The organism is Bacillus sp. B15-48 (assembly GCF_016879755.1).
Classification (GTDB): domain Bacteria; phylum Bacillota; class Bacilli; order Bacillales; family Cytobacillaceae; genus Mesobacillus_B.
This window is the reverse complement of sequence record NZ_WOFU01000001.1, coordinates 1,044,428-1,061,629: the sequence shown is the minus strand read 5'-3', so window position 1 is coordinate 1,061,629 and position 17,202 is coordinate 1,044,428. Positions and strand designations below refer to the sequence as shown.

Here is a 17,202-nt window from a genome sequence, read left to right as displayed (position 1 = left end):
CAAATGAATTCGATACCCAGTTCCTTGTTTTTATGACTATTTTGCTGGTTTTACGAGGAAATAACCTGTCATCTCTTGGTGCAATGCTGAACAGAAGTTCGAGCAATACAACGGATACGTGCCTGCTTTATCGGCAGTGAAAATAATGCTATTTGTTTGTCCAGGTTGAACTTCGATATTAAAATCATATTGGTTAATCGCCATACCGTGGGTGATGTCTTGGTCAAAGTCGATGTTCGTTAGATGAAGAAATACTTTGTCACCCTCGTTCACTTCAATGACGTCTGGACGTTCCGCTTTAGCGTCAAAGACAAACTTCGAACGCATCGCAATTCCGTATACGTGAACTTCGTTGCCTTTTCGTTCAATTCGCGTATCTTCTTGGTTGTATACGGCATAAGGGTTGTTTTCATCCTTTGGATAAACAGTGATTGTGTTGATTTTATCTGCATGAATCATTTGTGCGTAATGTGGTTCAGGATCAACTGGTGCTGATTGAATGATTTCCATCTTGTCACCAGAAATATCAATTAACTGCATCGACTCTGGGTGTGATGGACCGACAGACAAGTACAAGTCTTTCGCTAATTTGTTCAACGAAACAAGGTATTTTCCGTGCGGAGCTGCGGTATCACCTTCAGCTGCCGTCAAGTGGCCTGGTGAGTAATGAACAGAAACACGGTCTAATGTATCACCTGTGTTCGGATCCCATTTAACGACTTCTGAGGAGATGAACATTGTTGTATAAGCCATGCCTTTTTCATCAAATTGAGTGTGAAGTGGTCCAAGTGCATTCTCTGGGTCTACTTCTCTTTCAACGACAGAATCATAGTTTAAGATTGGAATGCCGTTTCGTTCGCCGTCAAAATCCCCATTTTCAATTGATTCAAATGCTTTTTCAAAAGAGAAAACCGTCATTGCTGGCGCTAATTTACCTGATGCAATGAAGCGAGTGCCATCTGGTGTTACGTCGACACCATGTGGAGATTTGGCAACAGGAACTAAATAAACCCCGCCTTTATGCTTTTCAGGGAAAATCATTTTTTGACCAGTTACATCGTCATATTCGCCATCGGCAATCTTTTGCTCTAGCTCTTTCCAGTTAAATAAAACAATAAAGTCACGGTCTGCTTGAGATGCATTAATTTCAAGGTTTGTTGTTGCTTCTTCTGTGTTATAAGTTGTGATAACTGCCCAGTCTCCTGACATGCCTTTCCCAGCGTCAGATAGGTCGTATGACCATGGTGGAAGGGCAACTTGATAAGCAATGTCTAGCTTTTCTGTTTCTTCATTAAAAGTTAAGGCAGACATAACACCGCGATATGTCTCACTATATTCATCTAAAGATGCGTATTCACTGCCAATTGGCACAGCGAAACGAGTAGGGAGGAAAATGTACTCTGTATTCTCGGTTACGAACGCTGCACAGTGCGGCCCACTTGTATTTGGAACTTCAATAATATCTTTTGTCGTAAATGTTTCTAGACTTAAAACGGCCGCACGGCTATTAGCAACATCGGTTGCAAATAGGTATTTTCCATCATATTCGCCGTTAGTCTCAGATATGGCTGGATGGTGGAAGTCTCCCCAAGTATAGTCACCAAGTAATTCTTTCGTATGTTCATCATAGCCATATCCTGTTGCTGGATCAGGAGTAAAGACAGGAACGGTACGGATTTTGCGCATCGAAGGTACTCCGTAAACGAATAATTGACCAGAGTGTCCACCAGATGCCATCAAGTAATATTCATCTTTTTCACCTAACGGTACATAAACTTTTTCAGCATTTGTTTTATTGGAATTGCTTTTATCTGCAGTTGCTTGCTGCCCGGTTTGCGGCGAGAAATCCGCGAAAAACACAGTCGCTGCAAGCAATCCAGTAACGAGCCCCGCTACCGGGGGAATCCATTTCTTCATGCAATTGCACCACCTTAATTTTTTATTGGTTCATTATATTGATCATCAGATGTATAGGTACTTTGTTGTTGGAAGTTTTTAAGACGATAAAAATGTGAGTGAAGTTATGAAGTACGTTTTATTTCTCTGCTGCTTCTTGAAGTGCATCGACCACTTGTTGAACTTCTTCGTCAGAAAGCGGGTTTCCGCTAATGACCGACGCCATGACAGCGGATGTTGGTTCTTTCAAGAACTCATCAAGCGGCTTTCCATGTTTTCCCTCAACGTTCGTAAAGGCTTGTGATAAGTCTGGACCTGTGGCACCACCTTCTAAATTGAGTGATGATACGGCATGGCACGCTATGCACCCTTGTGCATTTAACACTTCGCCACTTGCAGAAACGGTTTCCGCAACAGGTGTTTCTGGATTGTCTTCCGTTTGTTCTGTGACAGCGGTTTCAGTCGGTGTACTTACTGGTTGAGCGTTATTCTTTTTAACGATTTCAAACCCAGCAAATCCAATACCGAGTCCTAGTATTGCGCAAATGATAAAAATAGCAACTGAATTTGACACTGCTGTTTTTCCCCCCTTTGATGAATTTACAATTTCATCCTAACGCGAGAAGGGGTTTTGAAATGTGACGTACCTCACACTTTCATTCGGTTAATGTGAACGATTTGTGAATTGGGAATTTAAGGGTATTGTTTTGTGGGGGAATGGATAGGAGATTCTTGGATAAAAAAGAACCGGGGATTTCTCCCGGTTCAGTCATATCCTTAAAATGTATAGGTCCAAAATCGTTCAAAATAAAGGCGGGCCATCATTTCCGGGTCTTGTTGCTTTAAGCCTTCGGCCATTTGCTCGACCATGAATTGAGTTTGCGAACGATGGGCGCGAATCGCATCTAATTTGACCTGTGCGCTGGCGCTGACATCATGGACAATGTCTGCATCACCAATCTTATCCTCACAATTATTTGAAAACGCAACACAATGTAGTTTCGGCCGCTGTTCGGCAGGAAGCTTTTCGACCGCTTTGACGACGGCGGCTCCGGTCGCATCATGGTCCGGGTGTACTGCATAGCCAGGATAAAAGGTGATGACTAGCGAAGGATTCAGCTCTTTAATCAATTCAAGCATTTGATTAGCAAGCTTGTCTGAGTCCTCAAATTCGATTGTTTTGTCACGATAACCGAGCATACGTAAATCGGTGATTCCTAGTACACGGGCAGCTTCCTTTAACTCTTCCTTCCGGATGCTCGGAAGTGTTTCTCGATTGGCAAATAGAGGATTCCCCATATTCCGCCCCATTTCACCGAGTGTCAGGCAAGCATAAGTAAGCGGTGTGCCCATGTTTATGTAGGAAGCGATCGTCCCAGAAACGCCGAATGCCTCATCATCTGGATGGGGAAATACAACCAGTACGTGTCGTTCTTTTTCCATTTGCTTTCAACGCTCCTCTCAAACGTTATTCAAAAGGCGTTTCACTTAGCTGTAGGGCAACAGCAAGTTTGCCGTCATTGTCATGTCCAGCAAGCAAAAGCCTTTCTTTCTCATCCACTTCAAAGTGGGTAATTCCTTCTGCGTAAACCCAGCCGAACGGAATTTTCAGACCGATTCGATATGGCCCACTTCCAGTGATTTTCGCTCGTTCATAAGTGATTTTCGCATTGCGAAGAAACGCACCAGCCGAGAAAAAATCCTGGTTATGATGCGAAGCGTAAGCACCATTTGTTGTTTCAAGATGAATGTAAATCTCTTTATTGACAAGATGGTCTAATGCATCTTGTACGATTTTAACATTGACCGGATCCATCGTTTCTCCTCCTTTTCACAGCCAACATGTTTCAAACTTAGTGACGTTTGTCTATTCAGTCACTGTACGGCCAGCCTCAAAGCGATTGTAGGCACCGTGCATGACAGGTCCGACATACTCATTCAGTTTAAATCCATGGTGAATGGCCTCGGTTACAAAGTTTTTCGCAAGCGTGAACGCTTCTTCAGCTGGTAATCCTTTTCCAAGGCCAGCGGTAATGGCTGCAGCGAATGTGCATCCAGCTCCATGTGTGTACGTCGTCGCAAATTTCTCAGATTCGTATAGACGGAACTCTTTTCCATCATATAAAAGGTCGGCGGCTTTCTCATGTTCAAGTTTGCTGCCGCCTTTAATCATAACGTATTTTGCTCCAAGATCATGAATTTTCGCTGCGGCTTCCTTCATATCTTCTACCGTTTTTATTGGACCCGTTTGCGCTAGCTGCCAAGCCTCAAATAAATTTGGGGTAACGACGGTTGCGCGTGGCAAGAGAAGTTCTCTCATTGCATCGGTATTTTCAGGCTGGAGGACTTCGTCTTCTCCTTTACATACCATGACTGGATCAATGACGACCCGCTCAAGCTGATGTTCATCAATCTTACGTGCAACAAGTTCAATGATGTCAACAGAACCGAGCATTCCCGTTTTCATCGCGTCGATGCCAACCGATAAAATTGTGTTTAACTGTTTTTCTACATGCTCGACTGGCTGTGGAAAGACAAGATGATGCCAATCACTTGGATCCATAGTGACGATTGATGTAAGAGCGGTCATTCCATAAACACCAAGCTCCTGAAATGTTTTTAAGTCCGCCTGAATTCCAGCACCTCCGCTTGAATCGGAACCTGCAATTGTTAATACCTTTTTCATCGTCATTTTGTTTGCTTCCTCCCTGAAGTACACGAAATGTCATATCTTTTATGATTATACCACTTGACATTAATGATACAAAGAAACTCGATTGTAGTGGTTTTTAAAAAAGTGGTTAAGCACAATACAATAAATTATCAAGTTTGACTAGGACATTTTCACCAGAAATAAATAAATTTTTGTCTAAATTGTGATGAAAGTAACAGCTAAAACGATTTACTTATCTTAGGATAGAGAAGTATAAAAATGACGTTCATTTTTTGGTCATACAAAAAAATGTTATATTTCCCCTCCACAAATTAGACATAGAATCGATAAGGGATTGTAACAATTAAGTCGGTTTTACTAGATGTTTTTCCGGTAAATTGGAAGTACGAGATAAAACTATTTACATGATGAAATGATTACAAACTGTATTTTTAATAGAAAGTAAGAGTTCAAGGGGATTTGAAAAAGTGAAATTGTAAGGGAATGGCACCATTAAGGGGGGATGGAGATGCTTAAGAAAGGTTGTCCTGATGAGTATCCAATCAATTTAGTTGTAAATGGGTATGAAATTGCTGTGTTTCAGTTAACCGCGCATGATCTCGTCGACTGGGCTTATGGCTATCTGTTTGCAGAGGGGTTAATTGAAGGCGTAGATGATGTCGAATCTGTTAAATATAACGAAAGTACAGGCTCAATCTATATTTCTTTAATAAATGAGTTTGATCCTGAGCAAATGTTTTCAAAAAAGAAGCATTATACAGCTGGTTGTGGCCGAGGTGTCACTTTTTTCTCAATGACAGATGTGAAGAACTTTCAAAAAATTAGCTCACGAGCAAAATATACAATGAGTTATCTATTAAAAAAGCGTAGTGAATTTGCGCAAAACTCACCATTATATTTGGAAACGGGCGGCATGCATGGGGCATGCATCGTTCATGAAGATGGCAGCATTGAGGTACGCGAAGACATTGGGCGGCACAATGCGGTTGATAAAATAATTGGTTACGCTCTCAGGAAACGATTGCAACCAGAAAAACTCGTATTACTGACAACTGGCAGAGTTTCTTATGAAATGTTATCGAAGGCGGCAAAGTATGGATTTGCGGTCATCGCCTCACGTACAGCCGCAACGAAGCAGGCTGTCCAGTTAGCAAGATTTTTAAATATAGAAGTTGTCGGTTATTTAAGAGGCAAGATGGCGACGGTTTATACATCAGCGGGGAGAGTACACGATGATGTTTCCGACAAGCCAGTAGCAATTGAAAGGGGTGAGGTTCTCACTGCTTTTAATTGAGAGCATGCTAGTTTTCACTTCGAACTAGCTGGTTATATAAATGCATGATCTTTTCATGCATCATGTTTAACACCTTAAGGGATAAGGGCTGTGTATTTAAAATTGGGAAGGAGAGAAAAAAATGGTTGAAATGAACCTGAATCGCCGGCAGTTTTTAAAACTGACTGGTGCAACGGCAGCAACTTTAGCTGTTGTTGAGCTTGGCTTCAATGAAAAAGAAGTACATGCCTCAACAAAAGAATTTAAAATCGCGAAAACAACTGTTACGCCAACGATTTGTTGCTTTTGTGGTGTTGGTTGTGGAATTTTAGTTCACACAAATGATGAAACAGTCGTTTATACAGAAGGAGATCCAGATAATCCAATTAATGAAGGAACTCTTTGTAGTAAGGGGACAACAATTCGACAAGTTTATACTTCTGAGAAGCGTGTAACAAAACCAATGTATCGTGCCCCAGGCAGTGATAAATGGGAAGAAAAAGATTGGGACTGGATGTATAAAACCATTGCACAACGTGTGAAAGAAACACGCGATAAAACATTTATTGAAAAAGAAGATGGCTTCACTGTCAATAGAACAGAAGCGATTGCGAGCTTAGGTGGGGCCGCTCTTGATAATGAGGAATGTTACCTGCTTACAAAAATGATGAGAGGGCTTGGAGTTAATTATTTAGAGCACCAGGCACGAATATGACACTCCTCTACGGTTGCCGGTCTGGCACCTACAGTAGGACGTGGAGTAATGACAAACCATTGGAGCGATATTCAGAACACGGATGTTGCCCTGATCATGGGTGGGAATCCTGCTGAAAACCATCCGATTTCCTTTAGATGGTTAACGAAAGCGAAGGACAGAGGAGCAAAGATCCTCTCCGTTGATCCTCGTTTTACAAGAACATCGTCGAAGGCAGACATGTATGCCCAGCTTCGCTCAGGAACAGATATTGCTTTTATGGGCGGAATGATTAAGTATTGCCTTGATAACGAACTATACCATAAAGACTATGTGGTGAACTATACAAACGCCTCGTTTATTTTGAAAGAAGACTTTGATTTTGAGGATGGCCTTTTCAGTGGCTATGACGCAGAAACGAGAAAGTATGACCGCTCTACATGGGCATTTGAAACAAATGAAGATGGAACGAAAAAAGAAGATAAAACACTAGAGCACCCAAGAAGTGTATTTCAGTTAATGAAGAAACATTATTCCCGTTATGATGTGGATACAGTTGTTTCCATCACGGGTTCAGCGAAAGAGGACTTCCTCAATATTTGTGAAACATTCTGTTCTACAGGCCAAGTAGGGAAATCAGGTACAATTATGTACGCAATGGGAACAACTCAGCATACAGTTGGAAGTCAAAACGTACGTGCATTCGGCATCATTCAGCTGCTTTTAGGGAATATTGGGCTGCCAGGTGGCGGACTCATCGCGATGCGCGGCGAGAGCAACGTTCAAGGCTCGACAGACTTTGGATTATTATACCATATCCTCCCAGGATACGTCGGAATGCCGACAGCAAAACCACAGAATGCAACATTAGCTGATTACAATGAAAATGAAACACCAGGTGCAGGATATTGGAGCAATAAGCCGAAGTTCCTTGTCAGCATGCTGAAAGCTTGGTATGGCGATAACGCAACGAAAGCAAATGATTTCCTTTACGACTATTTACCGAAAGGAAATAAAAACTATTCACATATTAATCTATTTAAAGCGATGTACGAAGGCGTTCTCGAAGGTGCGTTCTTATTCGGGACAAACCCTATCGTCGGCGGCCCGAATGCTGGCAAAGAAAAAGAAGCGATGGGCAACTTGAAATGGTTGGTGGCGGTTGATCTTTGGGAGACAGAATCATCTGCTTTCTGGCAGAAAGAGGCAGGAAGTGACCCAGCCAGCATTCAAACGGAAGTTTTCTTCCTTCCAGCTGCATCTTCTTATGAGAAAGACGGAAGTGTCTCGAACTCCTCTCGGTGGATGCAATATCGTTGGAAAGCAATCGCTCCAAAGGGCGACTCAGTTAGCGATCTTAAAATCATCAATGATTTAATGCTGGAAATTAAAGCATTGTATAAAAATCAAAATACACCGGTGGCTAAACCAGTCAATGCAATCGCTTGGGATTATGGTGATGGTTATCCGGATATCGATCTTGTTTGTAGGGAAATCAATGGCTACGATCTGACTACAGGCGAATTGCTTCCTGGATTTGGTGCCCTTCAGGATGATGGAACGACGAGCTGTGGAAACTGGGTTTACTCTGGTTTTTATCCAGCAGAAGGAGAAAACCGTTCGAAGAATCGCGACAGTAAAGACACTGGCGGCGGCAACTTCCTAAACTGGTCATTTGCTTGGCCGGCCAATCGCCGAATTGTCTACAACCGTGCTTCAGCTGACTTAAATGGGAAGCCTTGGAGCGAGGAGAAGAAGCTTATTTGGTGGGACGAAGCTCAGCAGAAGTGGACAGGCAATGATATTCCTGACTTTGTCGCAACAAAGGCACCTTCGGATCCAGGTGGCGACGACCCATTCATTATGCTTGCCGATGGAGTAGGCGGTCTTTTTGCTCCACTTAATGACGGTCCATTCCCAGAGCATTATGAGCCATTTGAAAGCCCGGTTCCAAATATGATGTCAAGTCAAGACTTAAACCCAGCAGTTGAGATCCATGAAGGCGACTTCAACCTCAAGGGAGAAGCTAGTGAATTCCCGATTGTGGCAACAACTTACAGGGTAAGTGAACACTGGCAGTCTGGTTCGATGACACGAAATCAAGAGTGGTTATCAGAATTAGTTGGCCATATGTATATTGAAATTAGTGAAGAACTTGCAAAAGAAAAAGGAATCAAAAATAAGGATAAAGTGATGGTAAGCACGGCTCGGGGTGAGATCAAAGCTTATGCGATGATTACAAAACGCTTTAAGCCTTATAATATTGCCGGAAAAACCGTTCACCACATCGGGATGCCTTGGCATTTTGGATTTAAAGGATATGCAACAGGGGACACAGCAAACCGTTTAACACCTCATATCGGGGATGCAAACTCGACGATTCCTGAATATAAGGCATTCCTCTGTGATGTTAGGAGGGCTGACTAATGGCAACTCAATATGTAAAATACGTTGACGTAACAAAATGTGATGGCTGTCGTGCCTGTATGGTCGCCTGTAAAAACTGGAATGACCTTCCTGCAGAGCCCCAGGAATTCCTGGGGAGCGAGCAGTCTCATATTAATGTAACAGCAGACACTTGGAATGTACTTCAGTTTGTTGAACATGAGAATTCAAAAGGCGGTTTAGATTATTTATTCCGTCACACATCTTGCTACCACTGTGTCGATGCAGCATGTGAGAAGGTTTGTCCTGAAAGTGCGATTAGCTACACAGAATTTGGTACAGTTGTCATCGATCAGGAACAATGCGTTGGCTGTGGCTATTGCGTCCAAAACTGTCCATTCGATGTCGTTCAATTAAAAACGTACAAAGATGAAAACGGTAAGGAGTACCGTAAGGCTCATAAATGTACAATGTGTACAGACCGCCTTGAAGAAGGTTTGCAACCTGCTTGTGTAACAACATGTCATACAGAAGCAATGGAATTTGGCAAAAAAGAAGATATTCTTAAAAAGGCAGAGCAACGTGTGAACGAGATTAAAGACCGCTATCCAAATGCAATGGTCTATAACCCACAAGGGGTAGGCGGAACGCATACGGTATACGTATTAGCGGAAAAGCCATCTGTCTACGGTATGCCTGAAAATCCAAAAGTTCCAACTTCTGCTGTCCTTTGGAAAGATTATGCGCAGCCAATCGGAAAAGCGATGGTTGGCGGTGTGTTAATGGCGCTTGCTAGTGCGTATGTAGGAAATAAATACTTTGATAAAAAGAACAACCAAGCGAAAGAAGATGGAGGTGACAGCCATGAGTAATCAAGCTGCTCCAGTAGAAGTAAGACGCTTCTCGAAGGCGTTCGTCATTGCCCATGCTGTCAACGGGATTTCTTTCTTTGCCCTGTATATTACTGCATTGCCGATGTATACAGATTGGTTTAACTTCTTATATGCCGTCTTTGGTGGACCGGAAAATGCCCGTTTGCTTCATCGAATCTTTGCGGTAACGTTTATCCTGCCAACGTTTATTTGGCTAATCTTTGATCCAAAGGGATTTTTCCTGTGGATGAAAGAGCTTGTTACTTGGAAAAAGCGTGATTTGCAGTTTTTTACCGAGTTCGCGAAGGATTTATTTGGGCTTAGATTTAAGCATATAAAACAAACGTTCTTTAATGCTGGTGAGAAGGTCAACTCGATTTTACAAATCGTTTGTGCAATTATGTTGATTGCATCAGGATTTACGATGTGGTTTCCAGAGTATTTCCCGAAAGCGGTCGTTCAATGGGGCTACTTCTTCCATAATGTTGGCTTCGGCCTTGCCTTTGCGGTCGCGTTAGGTCATGTGTACCTCGCTGCGATTCATAAAAACTCGAAACCTGGAGTTAAAGGCGTTATTAATGGAAAAGTACCTGCATGGTGGGCGAAGGATCACCACACAGAATGGTATGAAGAAGAAGTGAAAAAAGGCAACTTCCCTGATGTTGATATTGAGGAAGAAAAGAAAAAGCAAGGTGCTTAATTAAATGTATCATCAATGGCTGTCTGTAACAGGACAGCCATTGGTTTAGATATTGATTTGATAAATCGAAGAAAATGAAAGACAATAAAGGAAAATACATCTAAATAGGCGAAAATTGAAAGAGGTGCTGCAGCAATGAAAAAGTCCGTTGTTTCAAAGGAATACCAGAATTTGCAAAAGAAAATTGTCAAGCTTCAGGAACAGTGGAAGCAAAGCCTCAACCGAGAAATTATTCAACCGAAGTTGGATAAAGCTGCAATCGAAGCAGGGGTGCCAGCGGCTGCTTTGACGACAATTGATTTCGACATTACCCTATTCATACAGTGGATAGATGAAATAAAGAGATTATTAATTGAAAACAATGGAGAATTAGAACAGAAACTCACGAAACTAGACAGTCTTTTAAATGAAGAAACAGCGATTCGCTGGATTGATGAAGCGTTCGCATTTAATGAGATTTATTTTAAAAAGTATGCCGAAGAAAATGGCTTGGAGGAATGGGTTCCGCAGTTTTTAGCAGAAACAGCGCTTCGTCCGTTTTTACAGCTTACGGCTGAAGTGCTTCAGGAGCAAATTACCGAGGCGGTTCCAGGAGCTGGTTGTCCGGTTTGCGGCGAGCCTGTTCGCTTAGCTCAGCTTGAGGAGAACGGTAAAAAGGTCATCCATTGCCCGCGCTGTCAAGCACACTGGCCAGAGAAGCGGATTATGTGTTCTCATTGCGGCAATAATGACCATAATGAAATTAAATACTTAAAGATTGAAGGCGAAGCGACATCGCAACTTCAAGTTTGTGAAAAATGTCATGGCTACGTAAAAGTTATTGATACGAGGCAATTCATTTCTAAGCCGTCTTCTGCTATGCTTGATTTAAACACGATTCATCTTGATTTTATTGCCCAAGAAAATGGGTACAAAGCGTTAGCTGGAAAAGCAGAGACAAACTAGAGTAGTTTATACTAAAGAAGGTGCGAATCAATGAGAGCAGGGGCTATTCTTTTATCAGGCGGGAAATCAAGTAGAATGGGAACGAATAAAGCGCTTCTCCCATTTAATGAGCAAACGAATATCGAAAGAATCAGCCAGGAATTAAAATCTATGTTTGATGAGATCATTCTTGTCACGAATGATCCGGATTCATACGAGTTTTTAAATATTCGCATGGTTTCCGATATTTATCCAGGCAAAGGACCGCTTGCTGGTATCCATGCTGGTTTAATAGCCTCTGATTATGAAGAGAATATTGTCGTTGCCTGTGATATGCCGTTTGTATCGGCTGAGCTAGCAGCAAACCTTGTGAAAAATTTAAAACATTATGATGCGCTCGTTCCTTTTATTGGTGGGAGACGGCATCCGCTCATGGCTGCTTATCAAAAGCGAATCATCCCAGAAATAGAGTTATCTATAAAAGAAGACAGACTGAAAATGCTGTTTCTGTTCGACAAATTGAATGTCCGGTTTGTCGATGAAGAGGAATTGCAAAGCTTAACAGATGTTCATTTTGATAAAGTATTTTATAACATGAATTATCCTGATGAATATGAGCATGCGAAAAAGTGGATTGAAAAAGGGGAATAACGTCGTTTGTCGGAAGAAAGGGTGGAGTGGAGATGCATTTCTTTAAAGTGAAAACCGTGGAAGAAACCTTTTCCTTAATTGAGGAAAAAATCTCAAAAGTGAGGGAGGTGGAGATCTACGCTCTTGAAGATGCCCTTCATTGCATTCTTGCTGAAAACATCATTGCCCGTGAAAATGTCCCCGGCTTTGATCGTTCGACAGTTGATGGGTATGCAGTGTTTGCCAAAGACTCTTATGGCTCGTCTGAATCGATGCCTGGTTTTTTAACGGTGGCAGGCGAAGTGAAAATGGGCGAAGAAGCAACGATACCCCTAGCGCGCGGAGAAGCGATTTACGTGCCGACAGGAGGAATGCTTCCTCCTGGCAGTGATAGTGTCCTCATGATTGAGCATTGCGAAGAGATTGGTGGATTACTAAATACGTATAAACAAGTCGCACCTGCAGAAAATGTCATCCGTGCGGGGGAAGATATTCGTGCGGGCGAGGTGTTGCTTGAAGCAGGCACGAAGTTGCGTCCGCAAGAAATTGGCGCGCTCGCCTCGCTTGGGATATCTGAGGTGCCAGTATATCGCCCAATCAAAGCCGCCTATTTATCAACAGGCGACGAAATCGTTCCTTATGATACGAAAACGCTTGCGATTGGGCAAGTTCGCGACATCAATTATTTAACCGTTGCTAGTTTGGCGCGCGAATGGGGCGTTGAAGTGATCTACGGCGGAATTACGACCGATGATTACGAGATTTTCGCCGCGAAGGCCGGTGAGCTTTATGAGCAGGCTGACATCCTCATTTTATCTGGCGGAAGCTCAGTCGGGGCAAAAGATTATACGACTGAGGTCATTCAGTCACTTGGTGAACCTGGAGTGTTTGTACATGGAATTTCAATCAAGCCAGGAAAGCCGACCATTTTGGCCGTAGCCGATAACAAGCCAGTCATTGGACTGCCAGGCCACCCAGCGTCAGCAATGATTATTTTTAAATTATTCGGAGAGAAGATTATTAAGCAGCTGCAGGGAGAACGGTTGGAAACAAAGCCAGACCGAATCTATGCGAAAATCACCAAAAACATTGCCTCGGCACCAGGTCGTTCGGATTATGTGCGTGTTCGGCTGGAAGAGAAAGATGGTGAGTGGTGGGCAGAGCCGATTATCGGGAAATCTGGTTTAATTACAACGCTTGTAAAAAGCGATGGCATTGTCGAAATCAGCTCTGAAAAAGAGGGAGTCGCACAGGGAGAATATGTCCCTGTCATTGCAACGAAATAAGGGGGAGCGTAAAGATGGTTGATAAGAGATATAAACGGAAAATTTATTTGGAGGACAAACCTAGGGCAGTAGCGCTGAATGAAATCCTTGAAGCCGCCCGCTTGCTTCCGGAAACCGAGCTTATCCCAACGAGCGAAGCCCTTGGTCGAGTGACATCTAAACCGATTTTCGCCAATGTTTCCATGCCGCATTACCATGCTTCGGCGATGGATGGGATTGCTGTTTATGCAGAAGATACATATGAAGCACATGAACAAAGGCCCTTGCATTTAAAAAAGGGTGAACAATTTGTCTATGTTGATACTGGGAACGCGATTCCGCAAAAATTTAATGCGGTGATCATGATTGAAAATGTCCAAGTGATCGATGAGGAAACGATTGAAATCATTGAACCGGCGACGCCGTGGCAACATATTCGCCCAATTGGGGAAGACATCGTCCAGGAGGAAATGCTGTTTTCTCAAGGACATCAATTAAGGTCTGTTGATTTAGGTGCTTTGCTGGCGGCGCAAATTACCGAAGTTCCTGTTGCCAAAAAGCCGGTCGTTACGATTATTCCGACGGGAAATGAGCTTGTGCAGGCAGATGCATCTTTATCTGAGGGCAACATCATTGAATTTAACGGCACCGTTTTTGCCAATTATATTAAAGAATGGGGCGGCAAGCCTGAGTTGAACAGCATCGTCCATGACGATCCTGAAAGCATTAAGGCTGCACTTTTACAAGCGGTTGAAGTGTCCGATATCGTTGTCATTAATGCTGGTTCTTCTGCTGGTTCAAAAGATTACACGGTGCACATCATCGCTGAACTCGGCACGGTTTTCACGCATGGGGTCGCAACGAGACCAGGGAAACCAGTTGTCCTTGGAAAAATTAACGGAAAAATCGTCATCGGTGTCCCTGGGTATCCGGTGTCTGCTTATTTAACACTAGAATGGTTTGTGAGACCACTTATTTGTCAGTACTTACAAATTCCTGTTCCAGCACGGCAAAAGCTGCAAGTCAAGCTTGGCCGCCGCATCGTTTCGACAATGGGGGCAGAGGATTTTGTTCGAATGAATATCGGCTATGTGAATGGACAATTTATTGCCAATCCGCTAACAAGAGCTGCAGGAGTGACGATGTCGCTCGTTCGTGCCGACGGGTTGCTCGTCGTGCCACCAGAGCAGTTAGGCTTTGAGCAGGGAGATACGGTCGAGATGGAACTGCTCCGACCGGTAGACGAAATCATGAATGCGGTTGTCTTTTCAGGTAGCCATGATTTAACGATTGATCTGCTTTCTTCCGCGCTTAAAAATGAGCAGACAAACATGAAAATTGTTTCTTCCCATGTTGGCAGCATGGCTGGTTTAATGGCAATTAGAAAAGGGGAAGCCCATGTAGCGGGCATTCATTTGCTAGATCCCGAGACGAAAGAGTACAATTTATCGTACGTAAAAAAATTCCTTGCCGGCCAAGAGGTTGTGCTCTATCCCTTTTTAAAGCGTACGCAAGGGTGGATTGTGCCGAAGGGAAACCCGTTAAATATACAAGGCGTCAACGATTTAGCAGACAAACAAGCTGATTTTGCGAATCGGCAAAAAGGAGCAGGAACGCGGATTTTATTTGATTTATTTTTAAAAGAACAACGGTTATCTGCCGAAGAAATTAATGGCTATGACCGAGAAATGTTCTCCCATTTAAGTGTTGCTGCTGAGGTCAAAGGAAATGAACGCGCCGCAGGGCTAGGCATTTATCCAGCGGCAAAAGCGATGAATCTTGACTTTCTCCCTGTTGCGGACGAATCGTATGATCTATTAATGACGAAAGCTTTCTTTGAAAGTGAAAAAGGCCGCTGGCTCGTGTCTGTCATTCAATCAGAAGCGTTTAAAACAGAGGTGGATAAAATCGGCGGCTATAAAGTAGTAAGCGATGCGCAGCCATTGTTTTTAAGTTAGAAGTTGGTTATTTATTGAAATTCATGAGGTGAGCGAAAATGATGTATGAAATTGCAAAAGAAAATATAGACATTCAAGCGGTGATTGATAAAGTAGTTCAACGCAATGCTGGAGCGATTACAACGTTCATTGGGACGGTCAGAGAGCTGACAAAGGGAAAGAAGACCCTTTACTTAGTTTATGAAGCGTATGAACCAATGGCAGTGAAAAAGCTTGAGCAAATCGGAAGTGAAATAAAGGAGCGCTGGCCTGGTGCTGAAGTGGCAATTACCCATCGTGTTGGTCGCCTTGATATTACCGATATCGCCGTAGTCATTGCCGTCTCAACACCGCACCGTGCTGATGCCTATGAAGCCAATCGCTATGCGATTGAACGTATTAAGGAAATTGTGCCGATTTGGAAGAAGGAACATTGGGAAGACGGCCAAGAATGGGTCGGCAACCAACTTGAAACAGTCGCATATCCAACGGGAAAACCAGGGGAGGATGATTTAAAAAATGGTTAAAGTACTCTTTTTTGCCCATTTACGTGATGAAGCTGGCGAAGAATCCGTATCCATCGATGCCGCGGGCAAGACGGTCGCAGAGGTAAAGCAAATCGTTGCTGAAAAATACGGTTTGCAAAAGCTTGATCAAGCGATGACCGCGATTAATGAAGAGTTTGCCCCGAATGAAGAAGTAGTCAAAGAAGGGGATGTTGTTGCCTTTATCCCGCCAGTCAGTGGCGGTTAATGTTTTAAAAGGAAGACTTTTTAACTGGGAGGAACACATATATGTCGAATAGATACTCACGCCAGACGCTTTTTCCTCCAATCGGCAAGCCTGGACAAGAAAAAATTCGTAGCAAGCATGTTCTAATTATTGGTGCCGGAGCATTAGGGTCAGGCAATTCTGAGATTTTGACAAGAGCAGGGGTTGGCAAGCTAACAATTGTCGACCGCGATTATGTTGAAGCAAGCAACTTACAGCGTCAACAGCTTTATACGGAAGAAGATGTCGCTGAAAAGCTTCCAAAGGCAGCTGCAGCAGCAAGCAGGCTGAAGGCGATTAATTCCGAGGTGGAGATTTCGTCTTTCATTGGCGATGCGACCCCGGAAAAGTTGGCCGAACTTGTTCATAATGTTGATCTAATCATCGATTCAACGGATAATTTCGAAACGCGGATGGCGATCAATGATATTTCGCAAAAATATGAAATTCCGTGGATTTACGGTGCCTGCGTTGCCAGCTTTGGAATGAGCTTTACTGTTATCCCAGGAAAAACGCCATGTTTGAACTGTTTGTTAAAGACGATTCCGATTCAAGGAATGACCTGTGATACGGCTGGAATTATCGGCCCAACTGTGCAAATGGTCATCGCTCACCAAACAGCTGAAGCTTTAAAAATTCTTGTTGAGGATTGGGAGGCCGTGCGAACCGGTTTCGTTAGTTTTGACTTATGGCGCAATCAATATTCAAGCATGAAAATGTCGCGTGCGAAAGACCCAAGCTGTTTGTCTTGCGGCGATCATCGTGAGTATCCGTATTTGAATGCAGAAAATATGACGAAAACGACCGTGCTGTGCGGCAGGGATACGGTGCAAATTCGACCGCCTCATAGCGAGGAGGTAAACTTACAAGAGATGGCCGCAAAGCTAAAAGCACTCGGCTATGATGTAAAAGGAAATCCGTATCTCCTCTCAGCGGAAATGGAAGAAAACCGCTTCGTCCTTTTCCAAGACGGCCGTGCCCTAATCCATGGCACAAAGGATATGACCCATGCAAAAAGCTTGTATAATCGGTTGTTAGGATAGTTGAAAGGCTGACTGAAAGGTGGCATCGGTGGATGGACTTTTCCGTTGGCTTTTTTATTTGTATTTGGTGCCTGGTGTGCGGTGGGGAAGGACTAGTGTGACTGATTTTAGTGAAAAGCGTTTTTGTTAATGGAGGTA

Annotated in this window: 16 protein-coding genes and 1 pseudogene; 12 read left to right on the top strand and 5 right to left on the bottom strand. The window is 43.2% G+C overall.

Going from position 1 to position 17,202, the window contains the following annotated elements; all coding sequences use genetic code 11:
- Positions 1 to 36: 36 nt before the first annotated feature.
- From nosZ to pdxK, 5 genes are all read right to left on the bottom strand, one after another.
- A complete protein-coding gene (nosZ, locus tag GNT69_RS04840; protein WP_203553798.1) occupies positions 37 to 1,917 on the bottom strand; it encodes a Sec-dependent nitrous-oxide reductase in 1,881 nt (626 codons plus the stop codon).
- 118 nt (positions 1,918 to 2,035) lie between these two features.
- The gene (locus tag GNT69_RS04835; RefSeq protein ID WP_203553797.1) at positions 2,036 to 2,470 is read right to left on the bottom strand and encodes a cytochrome C; all 435 of its coding nucleotides are present in this window, start codon (positions 2,468 to 2,470) and stop codon (positions 2,036 to 2,038) included.
- Positions 2,471 to 2,673: 203 nt separating this feature from the next.
- Positions 2,674 to 3,339: a bacillithiol biosynthesis deacetylase BshB2 gene (bshB2, locus tag GNT69_RS04830; protein ID WP_203553796.1), complete on the bottom strand. Its 666-nt coding sequence runs from the start codon at positions 3,337 to 3,339 to the stop codon at positions 2,674 to 2,676.
- A gap of 25 nt (positions 3,340 to 3,364) precedes the next feature.
- Positions 3,365 to 3,712 (bottom strand): YojF family protein, encoded by a 348-nt coding sequence (locus GNT69_RS04825; RefSeq protein ID WP_203553795.1) that lies wholly within the window; start codon positions 3,710 to 3,712, stop codon positions 3,365 to 3,367.
- 51 nt (positions 3,713 to 3,763) lie between these two features.
- Complete coding sequence (gene pdxK, locus GNT69_RS04820; RefSeq protein WP_203553794.1) at positions 3,764 to 4,588, bottom strand: pyridoxine/pyridoxal/pyridoxamine kinase; 825 nt, start codon at positions 4,586 to 4,588, stop codon at positions 3,764 to 3,766.
- A 490-nt stretch (positions 4,589 to 5,078) separates the two neighbouring features.
- On the opposite strand from pdxK, the gene fdhD reads away from it, so the two are divergent.
- The 12 genes and pseudogenes from fdhD to GNT69_RS04760 all read left to right on the top strand — a co-directional run bounded on the left by fdhD (position 5,079) and on the right by GNT69_RS04760 (position 17,064).
- Positions 5,079 to 5,864 (top strand): formate dehydrogenase accessory sulfurtransferase FdhD, encoded by a 786-nt coding sequence (gene fdhD, locus GNT69_RS04815; RefSeq protein ID WP_203553793.1) that lies wholly within the window; start codon positions 5,079 to 5,081, stop codon positions 5,862 to 5,864.
- 121 nt (positions 5,865 to 5,985) lie between these two features.
- A complete protein-coding gene (locus tag GNT69_RS26145; protein WP_203553792.1) occupies positions 5,986 to 6,558 on the top strand; it encodes a twin-arginine translocation signal domain-containing protein in 573 nt (190 codons plus the stop codon).
- Positions 6,559 to 6,570: 12 nt separating this feature from the next.
- Positions 6,571 to 8,964: pseudogene (gene fdnG, locus GNT69_RS04805) on the top strand (formate dehydrogenase-N subunit alpha); the annotation flags it as partial.
- On the top strand, positions 8,964 to 9,794 hold the full coding sequence (locus tag GNT69_RS04800; protein WP_203553791.1) for a 4Fe-4S dicluster domain-containing protein: 831 nt from the start codon (positions 8,964 to 8,966) through the stop codon (positions 9,792 to 9,794). The pseudogene fdnG and the gene GNT69_RS04800, both read left to right, overlap by 1 nt.
- Positions 9,787 to 10,494, top strand: a complete 708-nt coding sequence (locus GNT69_RS04795) for a formate dehydrogenase subunit gamma (protein ID WP_203553790.1) — start codon at positions 9,787 to 9,789, stop codon at positions 10,492 to 10,494. Before GNT69_RS04800 ends, GNT69_RS04795 begins: the two co-directional genes overlap by 8 nt.
- Positions 10,495 to 10,629: 135 nt before the next feature.
- Complete coding sequence (locus GNT69_RS04790; protein WP_203553789.1) at positions 10,630 to 11,439, top strand: formate dehydrogenase accessory protein FdhE; 810 nt, start codon at positions 10,630 to 10,632, stop codon at positions 11,437 to 11,439.
- 30 nt (positions 11,440 to 11,469) lie between these two features.
- Complete coding sequence (gene mobA, locus GNT69_RS04785) at positions 11,470 to 12,069, top strand: molybdenum cofactor guanylyltransferase (protein ID WP_203553788.1); 600 nt, start codon at positions 11,470 to 11,472, stop codon at positions 12,067 to 12,069.
- Between the two features lie 32 nt (positions 12,070 to 12,101).
- Positions 12,102 to 13,334, top strand: a complete 1,233-nt coding sequence (locus GNT69_RS04780) for a molybdopterin molybdotransferase MoeA (RefSeq protein WP_203553787.1) — start codon at positions 12,102 to 12,104, stop codon at positions 13,332 to 13,334.
- A 14-nt stretch (positions 13,335 to 13,348) separates the two neighbouring features.
- Complete coding sequence (locus tag GNT69_RS04775; RefSeq protein ID WP_203553786.1) at positions 13,349 to 15,271, top strand: molybdopterin biosynthesis protein; 1,923 nt, start codon at positions 13,349 to 13,351, stop codon at positions 15,269 to 15,271.
- 38 nt (positions 15,272 to 15,309) lie between these two features.
- On the top strand, positions 15,310 to 15,777 hold the full coding sequence (locus GNT69_RS04770) for a molybdenum cofactor biosynthesis protein MoaE (protein WP_203553785.1): 468 nt from the start codon (positions 15,310 to 15,312) through the stop codon (positions 15,775 to 15,777).
- Positions 15,770 to 16,003: a molybdopterin converting factor subunit 1 gene (moaD, locus tag GNT69_RS04765; RefSeq protein ID WP_203553784.1), complete on the top strand. Its 234-nt coding sequence runs from the start codon at positions 15,770 to 15,772 to the stop codon at positions 16,001 to 16,003. Before GNT69_RS04770 ends, moaD begins: the two co-directional genes overlap by 8 nt.
- Before the next feature lie 41 nt (positions 16,004 to 16,044).
- Positions 16,045 to 17,064: a thiazole biosynthesis adenylyltransferase ThiF gene (locus GNT69_RS04760; protein WP_203553783.1), complete on the top strand. Its 1,020-nt coding sequence runs from the start codon at positions 16,045 to 16,047 to the stop codon at positions 17,062 to 17,064.
- Positions 17,065 to 17,202: the final 138 nt, after the last annotated feature.

What these genes read in the sequence shown, in the direction of transcription:
- nosZ (WP_203553798.1), bottom strand. Translation starts at nt 1,917, where the DNA reads ATGAAGAAATGGATTCCCCCGGTAGCGGGGCTCGTTACTGGATTGCTT.
- bshB2 (WP_203553796.1), bottom strand. Translation starts at nt 3,339, where the DNA reads ATGGAAAAAGAACGACACGTACTGGTTGTATTTCCCCATCCAGATGAT.
- GNT69_RS04825 (WP_203553795.1), bottom strand. Translation starts at nt 3,712, where the DNA reads ATGGATCCGGTCAATGTTAAAATCGTACAAGATGCATTAGACCATCTT.
- pdxK (WP_203553794.1), bottom strand. Translation starts at nt 4,588, where the DNA reads ATGACGATGAAAAAGGTATTAACAATTGCAGGTTCCGATTCAAGCGGA.
- fdhD (WP_203553793.1), top strand. Translation starts at nt 5,079, where the DNA reads ATGCTTAAGAAAGGTTGTCCTGATGAGTATCCAATCAATTTAGTTGTA.
- GNT69_RS26145 (WP_203553792.1), top strand. Translation starts at nt 5,986, where the DNA reads ATGGTTGAAATGAACCTGAATCGCCGGCAGTTTTTAAAACTGACTGGT.
- GNT69_RS04800 (WP_203553791.1), top strand. Translation starts at nt 8,964, where the DNA reads ATGGCAACTCAATATGTAAAATACGTTGACGTAACAAAATGTGATGGC.
- GNT69_RS04795 (WP_203553790.1), top strand. Translation starts at nt 9,787, where the DNA reads ATGAGTAATCAAGCTGCTCCAGTAGAAGTAAGACGCTTCTCGAAGGCG.
- GNT69_RS04790 (WP_203553789.1), top strand. Translation starts at nt 10,630, where the DNA reads ATGAAAAAGTCCGTTGTTTCAAAGGAATACCAGAATTTGCAAAAGAAA.
- mobA (WP_203553788.1), top strand. Translation starts at nt 11,470, where the DNA reads ATGAGAGCAGGGGCTATTCTTTTATCAGGCGGGAAATCAAGTAGAATG.
- GNT69_RS04780 (WP_203553787.1), top strand. Translation starts at nt 12,102, where the DNA reads ATGCATTTCTTTAAAGTGAAAACCGTGGAAGAAACCTTTTCCTTAATT.
- GNT69_RS04775 (WP_203553786.1), top strand. Translation starts at nt 13,349, where the DNA reads ATGGTTGATAAGAGATATAAACGGAAAATTTATTTGGAGGACAAACCT.
- GNT69_RS04770 (WP_203553785.1), top strand. Translation starts at nt 15,310, where the DNA reads ATGATGTATGAAATTGCAAAAGAAAATATAGACATTCAAGCGGTGATT.
- moaD (WP_203553784.1), top strand. Translation starts at nt 15,770, where the DNA reads ATGGTTAAAGTACTCTTTTTTGCCCATTTACGTGATGAAGCTGGCGAA.
- GNT69_RS04760 (WP_203553783.1), top strand. Translation starts at nt 16,045, where the DNA reads ATGTCGAATAGATACTCACGCCAGACGCTTTTTCCTCCAATCGGCAAG.